Annotated in this window: 16 protein-coding genes and 1 pseudogene; 4 read left to right on the forward strand and 13 right to left on the reverse strand. The window is 73.2% G+C overall.

Annotated elements, in window-relative coordinates:
* Positions 1-13: 13 nt before the first annotated feature.
* From ACIRPU_RS35180 to ACIRPU_RS35200, 5 genes and pseudogenes are all read right to left on the reverse strand, one after another.
* A pseudogene (locus ACIRPU_RS35180) lies at positions 14-340 on the reverse strand (gas vesicle protein); the annotation flags it as partial.
* Between the two features lie 264 nt (positions 341-604).
* Entirely contained in the window at positions 605-1537 is a 933-nt protein-coding gene (gene ligD, locus ACIRPU_RS35185; protein ID WP_403874673.1) for a non-homologous end-joining DNA ligase, read from the reverse strand.
* Positions 1534-3390, reverse strand: a complete 1857-nt coding sequence (locus ACIRPU_RS35190; protein WP_403874675.1) for a transketolase — start codon at positions 3388-3390, stop codon at positions 1534-1536. Before ACIRPU_RS35190 ends, ligD begins: the two co-directional genes overlap by 4 nt.
* A gap of 4 nt (positions 3391-3394) precedes the next feature.
* Positions 3395-5239, reverse strand: coding sequence for an FAD-dependent oxidoreductase (locus ACIRPU_RS35195; RefSeq protein WP_403874677.1), 1845 nt, complete (start codon positions 5237-5239; stop codon positions 3395-3397).
* A gap of 241 nt (positions 5240-5480) precedes the next feature.
* The gene (locus tag ACIRPU_RS35200) at positions 5481-5981 is read right to left on the reverse strand and encodes a phage holin family protein (RefSeq protein WP_355705821.1); all 501 of its coding nucleotides are present in this window, start codon (positions 5979-5981) and stop codon (positions 5481-5483) included.
* Between the two features lie 131 nt (positions 5982-6112).
* Between ACIRPU_RS35200 and ACIRPU_RS35205 the strand changes: the two genes are divergently transcribed.
* Entirely contained in the window at positions 6113-6463 is a 351-nt protein-coding gene (locus tag ACIRPU_RS35205) for a VOC family protein (RefSeq protein ID WP_403874680.1), read from the forward strand.
* 86 nt (positions 6464-6549) lie between these two features.
* Positions 6550-6897 (forward strand): DUF6204 family protein, encoded by a 348-nt coding sequence (locus tag ACIRPU_RS35210; RefSeq protein ID WP_355705819.1) that lies wholly within the window; start codon positions 6550-6552, stop codon positions 6895-6897.
* On the opposite strand, the gene ACIRPU_RS35215 is transcribed toward ACIRPU_RS35210, so the two are convergent.
* From ACIRPU_RS35215 to ACIRPU_RS35240, 6 genes are all read right to left on the reverse strand, one after another.
* The gene (locus ACIRPU_RS35215; RefSeq protein ID WP_403874683.1) at positions 6869-7420 is read right to left on the reverse strand and encodes a GNAT family N-acetyltransferase; all 552 of its coding nucleotides are present in this window, start codon (positions 7418-7420) and stop codon (positions 6869-6871) included. The genes ACIRPU_RS35210 and ACIRPU_RS35215 overlap by 29 nt on opposite strands.
* Positions 7421-7440: 20 nt before the next feature.
* Positions 7441-7689, reverse strand: coding sequence for a lipopolysaccharide assembly protein LapA domain-containing protein (locus ACIRPU_RS35220; protein WP_403874685.1), 249 nt, complete (start codon positions 7687-7689; stop codon positions 7441-7443).
* A 70-nt stretch (positions 7690-7759) separates the two neighbouring features.
* Positions 7760-8683: an LD-carboxypeptidase gene (locus ACIRPU_RS35225; protein ID WP_403874687.1), complete on the reverse strand. Its 924-nt coding sequence runs from the start codon at positions 8681-8683 to the stop codon at positions 7760-7762.
* The gene (locus tag ACIRPU_RS35230; protein ID WP_403874690.1) at positions 8680-10680 is read right to left on the reverse strand and encodes a S9 family peptidase; all 2001 of its coding nucleotides are present in this window, start codon (positions 10678-10680) and stop codon (positions 8680-8682) included. Before ACIRPU_RS35230 ends, ACIRPU_RS35225 begins: the two co-directional genes overlap by 4 nt.
* 15 nt (positions 10681-10695) lie before the next feature.
* On the reverse strand, positions 10696-12000 hold the full coding sequence (locus ACIRPU_RS35235) for a M20/M25/M40 family metallo-hydrolase (protein ID WP_403874692.1): 1305 nt from the start codon (positions 11998-12000) through the stop codon (positions 10696-10698).
* Between the two features lie 56 nt (positions 12001-12056).
* Positions 12057-12890 (reverse strand): M55 family metallopeptidase, encoded by an 834-nt coding sequence (locus tag ACIRPU_RS35240; RefSeq protein WP_403874694.1) that lies wholly within the window; start codon positions 12888-12890, stop codon positions 12057-12059.
* Here ACIRPU_RS35240 and ACIRPU_RS35245 point away from each other — a divergent pair.
* Positions 12877-13275 carry a hypothetical protein gene (locus ACIRPU_RS35245; RefSeq protein WP_403874696.1) on the forward strand — a complete coding sequence of 133 codons (399 nt, stop codon included), beginning with the start codon at positions 12877-12879 and terminating at the stop codon, positions 13273-13275. The two genes, ACIRPU_RS35240 and ACIRPU_RS35245, sit on opposite strands and share 14 nt — an antisense overlap.
* A gap of 48 nt (positions 13276-13323) precedes the next feature.
* Positions 13324-14340, forward strand: coding sequence for a sigma-70 family RNA polymerase sigma factor (locus tag ACIRPU_RS35250; protein WP_403874698.1), 1017 nt, complete (start codon positions 13324-13326; stop codon positions 14338-14340).
* Positions 14341-14413: 73 nt separating this feature from the next.
* On the opposite strand, the gene ACIRPU_RS35255 is transcribed toward ACIRPU_RS35250, so the two are convergent.
* Positions 14414-14767 (reverse strand): DoxX family protein, encoded by a 354-nt coding sequence (locus ACIRPU_RS35255; protein WP_385568657.1) that lies wholly within the window; start codon positions 14765-14767, stop codon positions 14414-14416.
* A gap of 103 nt (positions 14768-14870) precedes the next feature.
* Positions 14871-15596, reverse strand: coding sequence for a class I SAM-dependent methyltransferase (locus ACIRPU_RS35260; protein ID WP_403874700.1), 726 nt, complete (start codon positions 15594-15596; stop codon positions 14871-14873).
* Positions 15597-15628 lie beyond the last annotated feature (32 nt).

Genomic DNA, 15628 nt, shown 5'->3' on the forward strand with positions numbered 1-15628 from the left:
GCGGGCCGGCGGCCTAGCGGCCGCCCGGCCGGTGTGCGTCGGAGCGTCCACGCTCGTAGCGGCGAACGCGCCGGTATCCGGTGAGCTGCCCCCCGGGATCGAGATCGACCTGATAGCTCGCCATCAGGCTCATCGTGTCGGGCACCCGGGACAGCTCCAGGACCTCGACGTCCAGGGACCAGCCGTCCTCCGTCTGCTCGAAGGAGGAGACGCTCTCGGCGGTCATCCCCGTCAGCTCCGTGAGCTGGGCGCGCGCCTGGCGCAGCACCTCCATGGGGCTCGGCCGGTCGTCCGCCACGTCGTCCTTGCCTTCCTCGCTCGTCGGAGTCCGCGCGCTCTGCGGACTCTGCGAACTTCGCGATCTCTGCGGTCTCTGCGGTCTCTGTGAAGTCTTTGATGTCTGCGACGTCTTTGATGCCTGTGACGTCTTCGATACCTGTGAGGTCTGTCGAGTTCGTGAACCTTGCGTATCGCCGGATTCGGGCGATTCGCGTGATTCACGCGTGTCATGTGAATTACGTGATGCATGTGACTGTGATGTGCTTTTTGTGTTCACCATGGCCACCTCTTCTTCCGGGTGGCCCAAAGGCTCTTGGTCAAACCTTCACGCGGAACGGAGTGCGTCGAGCCGGCGCCGGGCCGGGCCCAGGGCGCGCCCGCGGCCCGTCAGCGCCGACCAGGGACGGGCGTGGGCCTGCTCGGCGGCGTCGGCGATGGTCCAGCGGCGCGGGCCGAGCTCCGGGTCGCGCAGTTGCTCCCAGGTGAGGGGCGTGGCGACGGGCGCCCCCGGCAGCGCGCGCACCGAGAAGGGGGCGACGGCGGTCTGCGCGTAGCCGTTGCGCTGGACGTCCAGGTAGAGCCGGTCGCCGCGGTCCTTCTTACGGGGGGCCGTGGTCAGCCGGTCGGGGTGCTCGGCGACGAGCAGCTCGGCGGCGTCCCGGGCGAAGCCGCGCACCTCGTCGAAGTCGTCGTGCCCGTCGACCGGGACGACGACGTGCAGTCCGCGCGAGCCCGTCGTCATCAGGGCCGAAGGCAGCCGCAGCTCGTCGAGGAGCTCGCCGAGCCGTTCGGCGGCGTCCACGACCGCGGCGAACCGGGAGCCGTCGGCCGGGTCGAGGTCGAAGACCATCAGGTCCGGACGGTCGACCCGGCCGACCCGGGACAGCCAGCGGTGCAGGGTGAGGCACGCCTGGTCGGCGAGGTAGGCGAGGGTGGCCGAGTCGTCGCAGACGGTGTGGCGGACGGTGCCGTCCTCCTTGGCCACCTCGGCCCGCGTGATCCACTCCGGGTAGTGCTCGGGGGTGTTCTTCTGCATGAAGCGGGGCCCGTCGATCCCGTCCGGATGCCGTTCCAGCATCAGCGGACGGCCGCGCAGCTGCGGAACCATGAACGCGGCGACCGACCGGTAGTACGCGACGAGGTCGCCCTTCGTGTACTGCTTCGCCTCCCCGCCGCCGGGGAAGAGCACCTTGTCCGGCCGGTGGATCTCGACGCTGCGGCGGCCCACCCGCACCTTCCGTACGCCGTCACCGCTCACGGCACGATCGCCTGCTCCACCAGCAGCCGGGCGGACGCGGCGATCGACTCGGCGTCGATGCCCGCGGCGTGCAGCTGCTCGGCCGGGCTCGCCGAACCGGGCATCGTCCGGACGGCGAGCCGCACCAGCCGGGGCACCGGCCGCCCGTCGAGGAAGGCATCGAGGACCGCGTCCCCGAGGCCGCCCTGCTCGTGGTGGTCCTCCACGCTCAGCAGCAGGCCGGTCTCCTCGGCGGCCCGGCGCAGCGTGGCCCGGTCGACGGGCTTGACCGAGTACAGGTCGATCACCCGCACCGCGATGCCCTCGCCGTCGAGCGCCTCGGCGGCCTTCAGCGCCTCGTGCACGGTGACGCCGGCCGCGACGATCGTCAACCGGTCCCGGTCGGAGGAGCGCAGCACCTTGCTGCCGCCGACGGGGAACTCCTCGTCCGGCCCGTAGAGCACCGGGTAGGCCCCGCGTGAGGTGCGCAGATAGCGGACGCCGTCCAGTCCTGCCATGGCGCCGACGAGCCGGGCGGTCTGGTGGGGGTCGCACGGGTACAGCACGGTCGAACCGTGCACGGCCCGGAACATCGCCAGGTCCTCCAGGCCCATCTGCGAGGGCCCGTCCTGTCCGATGGCGACCCCCGCGTGCGAGCCGACGAGGTTGATGCCGGCCCCGCTGACCGCGGCCATCCGGACGAAGTCGTGCGCCCGGGTCAGGAAGGCGGCGAACGTCGAGGCGTACGGCACCCAGCCGCGCGTCGCGAGGCCGACCGCGGCGGCGACGAGCTGCTGTTCGGCGATGTAGCACTCGAAGAACCGGTCGGGATGCTCCTTGGCGAAGGCCTCGGCGCGGGTGGAGTCGCTCACCTCGCCGTCGAGGGCGACGACGTCCTCGCGGGCGGCGCCGAGGGCGGCGAGGGCCTTGCCGTAGGCGTCACGGGTCGCCACGCCCTTCTCGCGCTCCTCCCCCTCCCAGCGGGGCAGCACCAGGGGCGCGGTCGGGACGGAGTGCAGCATGCGGGCGTCGGTCGGCTCGTGCACGTGGACCCGCAGGTCGCGGAGGCCGCCCAGGTCCTCGATCGCCTCGTCGGCGTCGGGCAGCGGCTTGCCGTGCATGCCCTCACGGTCCTCGACGGACCGGACGCCCTTGCCCTTGAGGGTGCGGGCGAGGATCGCGGTGGGCTGCCCCAGGGTGGAGGCCGCCTCGCCGTAGGCGCGGTCGACGGCGTCCACGTCGTGCCCGTCGATCTCGATCGTGTGCCAGCCGAACGCCTGGAAACGGCGGGCGTAGGCGCCGAGGTCGTGGCCGTGCCGGGTGGGGCCGCGCTGGCCGAGCCGATTGACGTCGACGATCACCGTGAGGTTGTCGAGGTGTTCGTGGCCCGCGTGCTCGGCCGCCTCCCACACCGAGCCCTCGGCGATCTCACTGTCCCCGCACAGCACCCACACGCGGTACCCGGTGCGGTCCAGCCGCTTCCCGGCCAGCGCGATGCCGACGCCCACCGGGAGCCCCTGGCCGAGCGAGCCGGTGGCCGTCTCGACCCACGGCAGCCGCTGCGGGGTGGGGTGTCCCTCGAGCCGGCTGCCGAGTTGCCGGAAGGTCAGGAGCTCCTCGTCGTCGATGGCCCCGGCGGCCTTGTAGGCCGAGTACAGCAGGGGGGAGGCATGGCCCTTCGAGAGGACGAAGCGGTCGTTGCCCGGGTGCGCCGGGCGGTCGAAGTCGTAGCGGAGGTGGTGCGCGAGCAGTACGGCCATCAGGTCCGCGGCCGACATCGAGGACGTCGGATGCCCGGACCCCGCGGCGGCGGAGGCGCGCACACTGTCGACGCGCAACTGCTGTCCCAGTTCGGTGAGTTCGACGGTGTCCATCAGGCTACCGGTCTCCCTCTGCGCGGCTGTCGCCGCGTTCCGCGGCACCGGGCTCGTTCCCGGCTTCCCCCCGACCGGACTGCTTCCTCGCGGACTCGGGGTCCCGCCGGTTCCCGCCCGGCTCGCCCGCGGACTCGTCGTCGTGCGGGGTCGCCGGTCCGGAACTGTGCCGGCCCACCTCGGGTGTCGGCGAGTCGATCGACTGGGAGCCCTCCTCCGGCGACGACTGCCCCACGCGGGACCCGCTCCCACCGCCCGAATGCCGTCCCACCTCGGGTGTCGGCGAGGTGATCGACTGGGAGCCGTCCTCCGGGGCGGGGTGCTTCTCGCCGGACCCGCCGGTCGCCTTGTTCACGTCCTTCACGTCGTTCACGTCCTTCACGTCGTTCGCCTCGTTCCTGTGGTCCGTGTTCATGTCGTCCGGATTCATGTCGTCCGGATTCATGCCGCCCGCGTCATGCGCGTCGTTCCCGGTGTGCACGTCCTCCTCGGTGGCCGCGCCGGGGCCGGAAGCCGCCGCATCGCGCCTGTGGTCTCCCGGTACCCGTGCCAGTTCCGGCGACTCCGTGTCCAACGGCACAGACCAGGACCGGACCAGGCCCAACTGGACGTCCTGGCGCGGGAGTACGGCGTCCAGCAGCCAGTCGGCGGCGACGCGCACCCGGTTGCCGGGCATGGCGGCGAGATGGTAGCCGCGGGCGACCGCGCCGGCCGCCGGGCCGGACAGGTGGACGCCGAGCGGATTGGCGGCGGCCTGCACCCCGCCCAGGTCCACGACGAACCCCATGTCCTTGTGCCGGTACGGCCGCAGACCGGTCGCACCGCCGCCCGCGACGAGAGAGCCGGCGACGTTCCGCCCGGCCACCTTGCCCTGCCGCCAGGCGTGCTGCGCGGTCATCGGCGTGTACTCCCCGGGCCTCTCCAGATCCGGCACGGCGGCCGCGTCGCCGCACGCGAACACCTCGGGCCTGCCCGGCACCTGAAGCGTCGGTTCGACCAGCAGCCGCCCGCGTTCCATGGGCAGCCCGAGCGACTCCGCGAGCGGATCGGGCCGTACGCCCACGCACCACGCCAGGGTGCGGGTGTCGACGAACTCGCCGTCGGTCAGCAGGACTCCGTCACGGGTGGCCTCCTTGACGGAGGTACCCATGCGCACCTCGACGCCCCTTTCGCGCAGCACCCGGTCGGCGGTGCGGGAGAGCCGTTCGTCCAGTTCGGGCAGGACGCGCGAGGCGACGTCGAGGAGCAGCCAGCGCGGCCGGATGCCCCGGCGCAGGGGGTGGGCTCGCACCAGGGCGTCGGTGAACAGCTGTCCCTGTGCGGCGACCTCGGTACCGGTGTAGCCCGCGCCGACCACGACGAACGTACAACGCGCCGCGCGTTCGGCCGCGTTGTCGCCGGAAGAGGCCAACTCCACCTGCCGGGTGAGGTGATCGCGCAGGTAGAGGGCTTCGGGCAGACCGCGGAACCCGTGCGCGTGCTCGGCGATCCCGGGGATGGGCAGCAGCTTGTTCACGCTGCCGGCGGCGAGCACGAGCCGGTCGTAGCCGAGCGTGCCCCGGTCGCCCTCGGGGTTCGTGTAGTGGACGGTGCGCGCGTCGAGGTCGACGTGTTCGGCCTCGCCGAGCACCGGCCGCACCTCACGAAGGGTCCCCGACAGGGAGACGGTGACCCGGCGCGGTTCGAGGATGCCCGCCGCCACCTGGGGCAGCAGGGGCAGGTACAGGAAGTAGTCGGTCGGGTTGAGCAGAGTGATGTCGGCCCGTCCTCCGGCCGCCCGCGCCAGGGTACGGGCCGTGCGGTACCCGGCGAAGCCGGCTCCGACGATCACGATGCGGGGACGCCTCACGGTGGGCCTCCGAAGGGGTGCGGGCGGTTGTCGTACGAAGGTTTCCGCGTCCCCCCGGCAGGAGCCGCCAAACGTGCGCCGGCGTCCCCTGCGGCCGCCCGGTGTCCGGAGCGCGACGCCCCGGCGGCACCGGGGAACGGCCGCGCACACCGGCCGGCCCCGCGGCAGCATGTGCCGCGGGGCCGGCCGGATGCCGAACACGTGACGCGGGTGCGTCACTTCGGCGGATGCGCTCCGCCTGTCAGGCCCGGTGCGGGCCCTCGGGATCGATGTCGTCGGCGCGCGGCGCATCGCCCGGTGCCGGCACATGGGCGCCGGGCGCGGTCGGCGGCATCGGGGGGTAGGGCAGTCCGGTACCACCGGGCGGCCCGGCCGGCGGCGTACCGCCGATGACCCGCCCGGGGTGCTTGTCCGGTGCGGCCTCGAGTCCGGCCGTGGGCGGGGACGAGGCGTGCGGCCTGGCGGCGCCGCGCAGCAGGTACGCCACGACTGCGAGGATCGCGGCGGTGATCAGCGCCGCGGCCCAGTCGGGCAGGCCGATGCCGAGGGCCAGCCCCACCGCGAGGGCGACGGCCGCGCCCGCGTAGAGGGCGACGGCGCCGGACGCCGCGTAGAGCATCGCCGTACGGCGCTGCTTGCGGGTCTGCTCGCGCAGTTCCTCGCGGATCGTCTCGCGCGCCACCTGCGCCAGCTCGTCGACCAGATGCTTGTCCAGATGCTCCAGGTGATCCATGCGCTCCATGGACCTCGGGTACCCGCTGTCATGGACGCTTAACTCCACGGACCGGCACGCCGGCACGCCGGAACGGCGGTGCGGCGGGGATCGGGTGAAGGGATCACCTCACCGCGGCCGCCCCAACTACGCTCGTCCGCATGGACATTCTGGGAGCCACACTGCGTGTCTGTGTCGACGATCTGGAGACCTCGGTCCCCTTCTACGAGCGGCTGGCGGGCGCCGGCGCGCTCCGCTTCGAGCGGGGCGGCGTACAAGTGGCCGCGGTCGGCTGCTTCCTGCTGATGAGCGGACCGCCGGCGGAGCTGGAGCTGCTGCGCAAGGTGGCCGCGACGATCGCCGTCGCGGACGTCGAGGAGGCCCACCGGACCCTCACCGAGCTGGGCGCGGACGTGATCGCCGGCCCGGTGCCGACGCCGGCGGGCCGCAACCTGATCGCCCGGCACCCGGACGGAGCGGTGTACGAGTACGTCGACCGGCGCGGATCGTGAGGCGTCGGGCGCGGCGAAATTCCGCGTGCGGTGGGTCGTCGCGGACGTAGAGTCGGGCGTTCGACGGCAGGCACGAAGGAGTGGCAGTGACCGAGCAGCACACCTACCGGGTGATCGTCCGGGGCACCTGGGACGGCCTCGGCGACGAGGGCCGGGCCCGTCTCCTCGCCGAGGCCGCCGACCACGGTCTGACGAGCATGCGGTTCACCGAGGAGGGCACGCTGTCGTACGAGCCGTCGCCGCTGAAGCACTTCTCGATGCGCTACGTGGTGGTGTCGGACGCGGCGGACGGCGAGGAGATGGCGGGCGCGCTCGCCGAGGAGCGCGCCGAGGCGACGCTGCGGGAACTCGGCCACGGCTTCACCGGGCTGCGGTCGACGGTCACCGACCTCGACACCATGAAGATCAACCGCAAGTCCGCATCTCGGCGGTGATCGCCCACCGCTCGTGGTCGCGCCACTCCCCGTCGATGTAGATCATCTTCGGGGAGAAGCCCTCCCGGCGGAAGCCGCAGCCGCGGGCGAGGGCGAGCGAGGCGACGTTGCCGGGCTGCGCGTTGATCTCCAGCCGGTGCAGCCGCATCGGTCCGAACGCGTGGCCCACCACCAGATCGAGCGCCTCGCGCATCAGTCCGCGCCCGGCCGCGTGCGCGAAGACGCCGTAGCCCAGGGCGCCGCACCGGAAGCCGCCCTCGACGATGTTGTTGATGTTGACGAACCCGGCGACCGCCCCGTCCTCCAGGGTGCACACCAGGAAGCCCGCCTTCGACGGGTCCTCGATCAGTCGGCCCGCGTAGGCCGTGTACGCGTCGGCGGTGGCCGGCGGGAACAGCCACGGGTGGTGCAGGTCCTTGCTCTCCCGCGCGCGGGCGGTGAACTCCGGCCCGTCCTCGTAGGTGAAGTGGCGTATGCCCACCCGGGGGCCCTCGGCGAGATAACGGGATGCGGTGTGCGGCATCGGGACAGCCTACGACGAGGTCACCTGCGCCGTTTCCTGAAATAGGCGAAGGAGACACCGCACAGGACGCCGATGACCCACATCGCCAGGAGCGCCGTCCACAGCGGCACCGTCACCTCGGGGATCAGCAGCCGGATCTTCGTGGGCTGGGTGTTCTGGAAGATGAAGATCAGGGTGAGGACGGCGAGCGCCAGGACGACGATCCGGCCCGGCGTCAGCGCTTCGTTCCTGCCGCCGCTCCGGGACGCCTTCGAGGTCTTCGGGCTCATACGACCAGCGTGAGCCCTGCGCCGCGCCCACGCACGGTGAGAGGCGCCCCCGGGTGAGGCGGCCGGGAGCTCAGCGCAGCGCGGGGATGTCGAGGGTCAGTGTGCCCTCGTCGGCGTCGAGTACGGCGGGCACGCCGAAGGGCACGGTCAGCGCCCCCTCGCAGTGCCCGAACCCGAGCTCCTCGACCACGGGCACGCCGAGGCCGCCGAGCCGGTCCACGAGGACCGGGCGCAGTTCCTCGTAGGGGCCGCACCCGTCCCAGGAGCCGAGCGCGACACCCGCGACGCCGTCCAGCCATCCGGTGCGCAGGAGTTGGGTGAGGGCCCGGTCGACGCTGTAGGGCCGCTCTCCCACGTCCTCGATCAGCAGCAGCCCGCCGCGGGCCCCGGACCGGGTGTGCGGGGTGCCGTAGCCGGTGGCCAGCAGCGCCAGACAGCCGCCCAGGGTGACGCCCCGCGCCCGGCCCGCGGCGAGGGGCGTACCGGTGGAGGCGAGCGTGCGGACGGTCTCCGGGGCGAACAGGGTGGCCCGGAGGTGCTCCTGTCCCCGGGCGCTCTTGATGAAGTCGATGCCCGCGGCCGCGGGGCCGTACAGCGTGACCAGGCCCAGCCGGACGGCGAACGCCTCGTGCAGGGTGGTGCTGTCGCTGAAGCCGACGAACACCTTCGGTCCGGCCGCCCGCATCGCGTCCCAGTCGAGCAGGTCGACGATCCGCTGCGCGCCGTAGCCGCCGCGTGCGCACAGCACGGCGTCGACACCCGGATCGCACCAGGCGCGCTGGAGGTCGGCGGCCCGGTCGGCGTCGGTGCCCGCGAGGTGCGGCAGCCGGTCGTGCCGGTCCAGCACATGAGGGGCGACCACCGGGTCGAGGTCCCAGCCGCGCAACAGGTCGAGGCCTGCCTGTAGCCGCTCCTCCGCCACCGGCCCGCTGGGCGCGACGACCGCGACCCGGGCGCCGGGGGCGAGCCGGGACGGCCGCACGAGTTCCTTCACCGCACAAGCTCCAACCTGGGGATTCCGGGCGGGCGCAGCCCGAAGACCTGAGCGTACAGCGACAGCTCGGCCTCCAGCGCGCGCACCGTCGTGGCCGCCTGCCGGAAGCCGTGCCCCTCCCCCTCGAACGCGAGGTACGCGTGCGGCACCGGCCGCCCGGCCGATCGGGTGAGCCGGGTCAGGAACCGCTCGCACTGGACCGGCGGGCAGATCACGTCGTCCAGCCCCTGAAGGAGCAGGAACGGCACGGTGATCCGGTCGGCGTGCTCGATCGGCGAGCGTTCCGCGTACCGGGCGGGCACCTGAGCGAGGGGCCCGACGAGACTGTCCGGGTAGCGCGACTCGAAGTCGTGCGTCTCCCCCGTCGCCCAGCCCACCAGGTCCAGCACGGGGTAGCGGATCGTGCCGCAGGCGTAGACGTCGGTGCCGGCCAGCGAGACCGCGGCGGTCCAGCCGCCCGCGCTGCCGCCCCGGACGGCCAGCCGCCGGCGGTCGGCGGTGCCCTCGTCGGCGAGCGCCAGGGCCACGGCCGCGCAGTCCTCGACGTCGACCACGCCCCACTGCTCGCGCAGCCGCTCCCGGTACTCCCGCCCGTACCCCGTCGAGCCGCCGTAGTCGACCTCGACGACCCCGATGCCCCGGGAGGTGAAGTAGGCGATCTCCAGATCCAGTACGAGCGGGGCGCGATCGGTGGGCCCGCCGTGCGCCCGGACGACGTAGGGCGGGAGTTCGTGGCCGGGCGCGACCTGCCCGGGGTGGTGGGGCGGGTAGACGTGCGCGTGGATGTCACGGCCGTCGGGGCCGGTGAAGGTACGGATCCGGGGCTCGGGGTAGTAGGCCGGATCCACCGCGTCGTCGTGCGCGGCGCCGATCACCCGCGTCCGGCCGGTCCTGACGTCCAGCTCCACCACCTCGTACGCGCTGCGCGGACTGGCCGCGACGGCGACGACGCGTTCACCGTGCACCGCGAGGGTGGACGCGAACTCCGTCCACGGTCCGGCCGCGTCGACGAGCTCACCGGTCTCCGGATCGAGGATCCCGAGCACGGTGGCCCCCCGGCCGTGCACGACGGCGACGAGCCCGCTCTCCAGCGGTGCGAACCAGCGCTGTCCGAGCTTCCACAGGGCGCCGCCGAACTCCTCCTCGCGGGGGCAGAGGGGCTGGTGGTCGCGGTACAGGTTCCACCAGCCGCTGCGGTCGCTTGTATACAGTAGGCAGTCGCCTGCGGACCGCTGTCCGTCGTACGCCGACCGCATCCAGTCGACCTGGGCGATCGACTCCCCCGGCCCGCCGGCCACGACCCGGGCGTCGCTCAGAGTGCCGTCACCCATCACGTCGGCGACGACCGCCTCCGTGCCCTCCCACGGCATCAGCGGATGGTCCCAGGCCAGCCAGACGGCCCGGCGGCCGTCGGACGAGAGGCGGGCTCCGGTGACGAACCGGCGGCGGTCGTCGGTGAGTTCCCGCACGGCGGCGCGATCGTCGGCGGCCGAGCCGTCCAGCGGCACCGCGGCCAGCACCCGGCGCACGTCGGTCGGCCCCTCGCCCGTGAACTCCTCCAGCACGCACCACACTTCACCGCGCTCCAGCAGCAACTGCGGCTCCACCCAGCGCAGTCCGCCGCCCACGGACGAGACGGGACTGAGCGGGCGCGGCTCGCCGTCGGGCGCGGACCCGGGCTCGTACACGTACAAGCGCTGGTCGGCGAAGTGCACGAACACCACGAGGAGCCGGCCGTCGTGCACGGCACCGGCCCACGGCTGCCCGCCGTACTCGACGACCCGGCTGCGGACGTTCCAGGGGGCGGGCAGCACGGACTCCTCCGTGCCGTCGGGCCGTCGCCGGACGAGGGTGCGGCGGCCCTGCTCGGCCGGCCGGGGGGCGGTCCACCACACCTCGTCGCCGACGAACCCGACGTACTCGGGGCGCCCGTCGTGGGTCGCCGCGAGGGTCGCGTCGATGGGTGAGGACCAGGAACCGTACGGCAGGACCTGCACGTTCTCCCCGTTCGCCTAGGCCGTCCGCAGGAACCGGTCGAGCACGCGGACGCCGAAGTGCAGCGCCTCCACCGGGACCCTCTCGTCGACGCCGTGGAAGAGGGCCTGGTAGTCGAAGCCCTCCGGTAGCTTCAGCGGTGCGAAGCCGTAGCCGGTGATGCCGAGCCGCGAGAACTGCTTGGCGTCCGTACCGCCGGACATGCAGTACGGCACCACGTGCCCCTCGGGCGCGAACTCCTCGACGGCGGCGCGCATACGGGCGAAGAGCGGGGCGTCCACGGGTGCCTGGAGAGCGACTTCGCGATGGTGGAACTCCCAGTCGACGTCGGGGCCGGTGAGTTGGTCGAGTGTCGCGCGGAACTCGGCCTCGCCGCCCGGGAGATAGCGGCCGTCGACATGAGCGACGGCCTCCCCGGGGATCACGTTGATCTTGTAACCGGCGCCCAGCATGGTCGGGTTGGCGCTGTTGCGGACGGTCGCCTCGACCAGGGAGGCCGCCGGGCCGAGCTTCGCCAGCAGAGCGTCCACGTCGTGGAGGTCGGCGTCGACGCCGTACAGCGCGGCGAGTTCGGTGAGGGCGGCGCTCACCGTCGGGGTGAGCCGCAGGGGCCATTCGTACTCGCCGATGCGCGTGACGGCGGCGGCCAGGCGGGTCACCGCGTTCTCCCGGTTGACCTTGGAGCCGTGTCCGGCGCGGCCACGTGCGGTGAGCTTCAGCCAGCCGGTGCCGCGCTCGCCCGCGGCGATGGGATAGATCTCGCGCCCGGCGCCGTCGTGGAAGGTGAACGCCCCGGATTCGCCGATGGCCTCGGTGCAGCCCTCGAAGAGTCCCGGATGCCGGTCGGCGAGGAACCCGGAGCCGTCCTCGGCGCTGGCCTCCTCGTCGGCGGTGAAGGCGATGACGAGGTCGCGCCGGGGCCGCACGCCCTGCCGGGCCCAGGCCCGCAGCACGGCCAGGATCATCGCGTCCATGTTCTTCATGTCGACGGCGCCGCGCCCCCACACGACCCCGTCCCGCACCTCCCCCGAGAAGGGGTGGACGCTCCAGTCGGCGGCTTCCGCGGGGACCACGTCCAGGTGGCCGTGGACCAGCAGCGCGTCCGCGGCCGGGTCGGCGCCCTCGATCCGCCCGACGACGTTGGTCCGCCCCGGGGTGCGTTCGAGGAGCGTCGGCTCGATGCCCGCCTCGGCGAGCAGCGCGGCGGCGTACTCGGCGGCGGGCCGTTCGCGGCAGTCGCCGCCGCCCCGGTTGGTGGTGTCGATGCGGATGAGGTCGGAGGTGAACCGGACGACCTCGTCCCGCGCCTGCGCGTCAGCCATGCCGCTCCCGCCTCTGCCGCCGCTCCGGATTCCGCCCCCGGTCCCGATCCCGCTTCTCAGCCATACTGCTCCTCGATCGCGGCCGAGACGATCGTGGTGACCGCCTTGAAGGTACGGATGCCCTCGTACATGGTGCCGCTGGTGTACGCGATCTTCCGCTCGCCGACACGGGCGACGCCGGGCACGACGGTGGCCGCCATCGCGAGGTGCTCGGCATCGAACTCCACGGCGACCGTGAACGGCCCGCCGCTCAAAGGCTCCTGACGGACCGCCAGCTGCGTCGCCTCCTTCGCCGCCGCCCGGATGTCGGCGGCGGTGCGGGCCGGGGTACGGCACACGGCCGCGTACCGGGAGACGTGGTCCTTGACCGCGACCTTCAGCGCCTCGGGCGCGTACCCGAGCGCGTCCTCGCAGGCCATGTCGTCGCCGGTGACGAGGACGACCGGCACCCCGTACTCGGCGACGACGTGCGCGTTGAGCAGCCCCTCACTGGCCCGTACGTCGTTCAGCCACACGCCGGTGAGGGAGTTGGCCAGGTAGGTGTGGGCGAGGACGCCCTCCATGCCGGCGCCCGCGTGGTAGCCGACGAAGGCGATGCCGTCGACGTCCCCGTGCTGGACGCCCTCCACCATGGAGAGGGACTTGTGCCGACCGGTGAGCATCTCCACCCGCTCGTCGAGCTGTTCGAGGAGCAGGTTGCGCATGGTCCAGTGGGCCTCGTTGACCAGGACCTCGTCCGCGCCGCCGTCGAAGAAGCCGAGCACGGCGGCGTTGACGTCCGAGGTGAACATCGACCGGCACCGCTGCCACTCCTGCGTCCCGGGCAGTACGTCGGCCGGCCAGGTGACGCCGGTGGCGCCCTCCATGTCGGCGCTGATGAGGATCTTCACGTCCGGCCCCCGTCCTCTCAAGGAGACCCGAGCCTACCGGGCCGCACCTCGGTTCTCGGGGGAGCGACTCCCCTCCCCCGGGAGCTTCCCCCACGGCGCCCACCGCCCTCGACCGCCGCCCTCGCCGCCGCTCCCGCCCGGCCTCGCGGGTGGCCGGGGCCCACGCGTCCTGGCCGCGCGCCGGCTGTCCGGGCACCTGCTGGCCGCGCACCTGCTGGCCGGGCACCTGCTGGCCGGGCCGATCGGCGCCGGCCTGGTCCTCTCGGCGGTCTCCCACACCTGTGGCATGGGCGCCCTGTTGGCCAGGCCGCCGCACAACCGCCCGCCCGGACAGTCCCCTTCGTCCGAGGAGACGTGGGTGCGGCCGACCCCGGGCGTGTGGTGATCTGGGCACATACGCCTGCCATGCAGTGACACGAACGGGGACCGCTCCATGACCACGCACACCGCCCTGCCACCGGAGCGCTTCGAGGCCGACCGGCCTCGTCTGCGGGCCGTCGCCTACCGCATGCTCGGCTCGCTCAGCGAGGCGGAGGACGCCGTGCAGGAGACCTGGCTCAGGGCGACCCGGGCCGACGTCGGTGACGTGGAGAACCTCAGCGGGTGGCTCACCACGGTCGTGGGCCGGGTGTCCCTGAACATGCTCCGCTCCCGACGAACGCGGCCCGAGGTGCCGCTCGACGCCCAGGTGACCGAGCCCGCGGTCGGGACGGCCGAGGACGGCGACCCCGAGGAGGAGGCGCTGCTCGCCGACTCGGTCGGGGTGGCGCTCCTGGTCGTGCTGGACACGCTCGCCCCGGCCGAGCGGCTGGCGTTCGTGCTGCACGATCTGTTCGCCGTGCCGTTCGACGTGATCGCCCCGATGATCGAGCGGACTCCGGCCACGACACGGCAACTGGCCAGCCGGGCCCGCCGCCGCGTCACGGGCGGCGGGCCGGACGCTCCGGGCGGGCCGGACGCTCCGGGCGCCGCCGACCGGGCTCGGCAACGCCGGGTCGCCGACGCGTTCCTGGCCGCCACGAGACGCGGCGACTTCGAGGCGCTGCTCGCCCTGCTGCACCCGGACGTGGTCCTCACCGCCGACCGGTTCGTCGTCCCGACGCCGGAGTCGATCACGGTCAGCGGCGCCCGTCCCGTGGCCGAGGGAGCGATGGCGGCGACCGGCCGGGCCCGGTTCACCGGCCTCGCCCTGCTCGACGGCCGGATCGGCCTCGCGATGGCGCCGCACGGCAGGTTGCGGCTGGTTCTGCTGTTCACGATCGCGGAAGGCGGGATCACCCGGATCGACGTGGTGGCGGATCGGGAGCGACTGGACGGCATCGAGATCGCGGTGCTCGACACGATCGGGGCCGAGCCCATGGACGCCGGGCCCATGGACTTTGACCCCATGGACGCCGACCCCATGGACGCCGGGCTCGTCGGCCCCGCACCCGAGGGGGCCGACGGCTGACAGACGGACGGCGCGGGGGGGCGACCGGGAACTCCGGTGGTCCCCCACCCCCCGCTCCGTCCCGCGCCCGTTCTCAGAACGCCAGCACCAGCGAGGCCACCGCCGGCGCCGCGTAGACCAGCGGGAACGGCAGGTGCGCGAACCAGCGGGCCCGCAGCACGGTGACGGCGGCGCCGAGGAAGTACAGGACCAGGCCGATCGCGGCGAGCACACCGACCACGGGCACGAACAGTCCGGCCAGCAGACCGGCCGCGCCCGCGGCCTTGGCCGCGCCGAGCCACGGCCACCACGAGCGCGGCACTCCGTAGTCGGCCAGCGGCTTCACCGTCCACTCGGCGCCGAGGAAGATCGAGGCGGCCGAGAAGCCCGCCATGACGGCTCCGACGACGGTGACGACGACGTGGGCGGTGGAGTGGTCGGTGAACATCTCAGCAGCTCCTCAAGGGGTTTCCGTGCGTTCCTTCACCCCCCTGACACGGTGTGCCGCAAAAGTGTGACAGCCGCGCGAGCCGCTTTCGATGTGACGGCGGTCACTCCACGCGGGTGGCCACCTGCCACTTCGACGGCAGCTCGATCCGGGTGCCGTCGGCGGCGAACTCGGTTGTCACGAGCGGAAGTTCGCCGGAGGCCAGGATCGTGAGACCGGCGGCGGCCAGATACGCGGGCACCGCGTCGTCGGCCACTTCGCCGGGGGCGATGCCGTGCCGGAAGATCGGCGCGAGCTTCGGCGGCGGGCCGGCCGGGCTCTGCGCCAGACCGCCGAGGACGGGGCGGGCGGCTTCCGACAGCTCGACGAGGAAGACCCGGCCGCGCTCCCCCAGCAGCGCGGCGATCCCGTCCACCAGCGACTGCCGGTCGTCGGGTTCGCACTGGTGCAGGACGCCCCTCATGTAGACGTTGGCGTCCCCGAGTTCGGCGTGCAGCGTCTCGGCCGCGCCCTTCTCGGCCGCGTCCAGCAGCCGGTACGTCGCCTGTCCGGCGGGGTCGGCGCGGCGGGCGTGGTCGAGCGCCGCCGCGGACAGGTCGGCGCCGACGACATGCGGGAAGCGGTCGGCGAAGTACCGGGTCTGGGTGCCGTTGCCGCAGCCGAGGTCCACCAACGCCAGTCCGGGGTCGGCGAGATGGGGCTCGAAGAGGGCCAGGTGGAGGGCGGCGGTCAGCTTCGGGTCCGCGTCCCAGAACACCCCGCCCGGTTCCTCCGGAGCCTCGCGCCAGAAGCCCTCCCACGCCTCCCGGTACCGACTCGTCACGCTCATGCACAACTCCCCAGGATGCAAGGCCGATCCGT

The sequence above is a fragment of the Streptomyces sp. NPDC102259 genome (assembly GCF_044766465.1).
In the GTDB taxonomy this organism is placed as follows: domain Bacteria; phylum Actinomycetota; class Actinomycetes; order Streptomycetales; family Streptomycetaceae; genus Streptomyces.

Bases quoted from the DNA above. Each gene is read 5' to 3' on its own strand.
- ACIRPU_RS35190 (WP_403874675.1), bottom strand. From the start codon at position 3,390: ATGGACACCGTCGAACTCACCGAACTGGGACAGCAGTTGCGCGTCGAC.
- ACIRPU_RS35200 (WP_355705821.1), bottom strand. From the start codon at position 5,981: ATGGAGCGCATGGATCACCTGGAGCATCTGGACAAGCATCTGGTCGAC.
- ACIRPU_RS35205 (WP_403874680.1), top strand. From the start codon at position 6,113: ATGGACATTCTGGGAGCCACACTGCGTGTCTGTGTCGACGATCTGGAG.
- ACIRPU_RS35215 (WP_403874683.1), bottom strand. From the start codon at position 7,420: ATGCCGCACACCGCATCCCGTTATCTCGCCGAGGGCCCCCGGGTGGGC.
- ACIRPU_RS35220 (WP_403874685.1), bottom strand. From the start codon at position 7,689: ATGAGCCCGAAGACCTCGAAGGCGTCCCGGAGCGGCGGCAGGAACGAA.
- ACIRPU_RS35235 (WP_403874692.1), bottom strand. From the start codon at position 12,000: ATGGCTGACGCGCAGGCGCGGGACGAGGTCGTCCGGTTCACCTCCGAC.
- ACIRPU_RS35245 (WP_403874696.1), top strand. From the start codon at position 12,877: ATGAGGATCTTCACGTCCGGCCCCCGTCCTCTCAAGGAGACCCGAGCC.
- ACIRPU_RS35250 (WP_403874698.1), top strand. From the start codon at position 13,324: ATGACCACGCACACCGCCCTGCCACCGGAGCGCTTCGAGGCCGACCGG.
- ACIRPU_RS35255 (WP_385568657.1), bottom strand. From the start codon at position 14,767: ATGTTCACCGACCACTCCACCGCCCACGTCGTCGTCACCGTCGTCGGA.
- ACIRPU_RS35260 (WP_403874700.1), bottom strand. From the start codon at position 15,596: ATGAGCGTGACGAGTCGGTACCGGGAGGCGTGGGAGGGCTTCTGGCGC.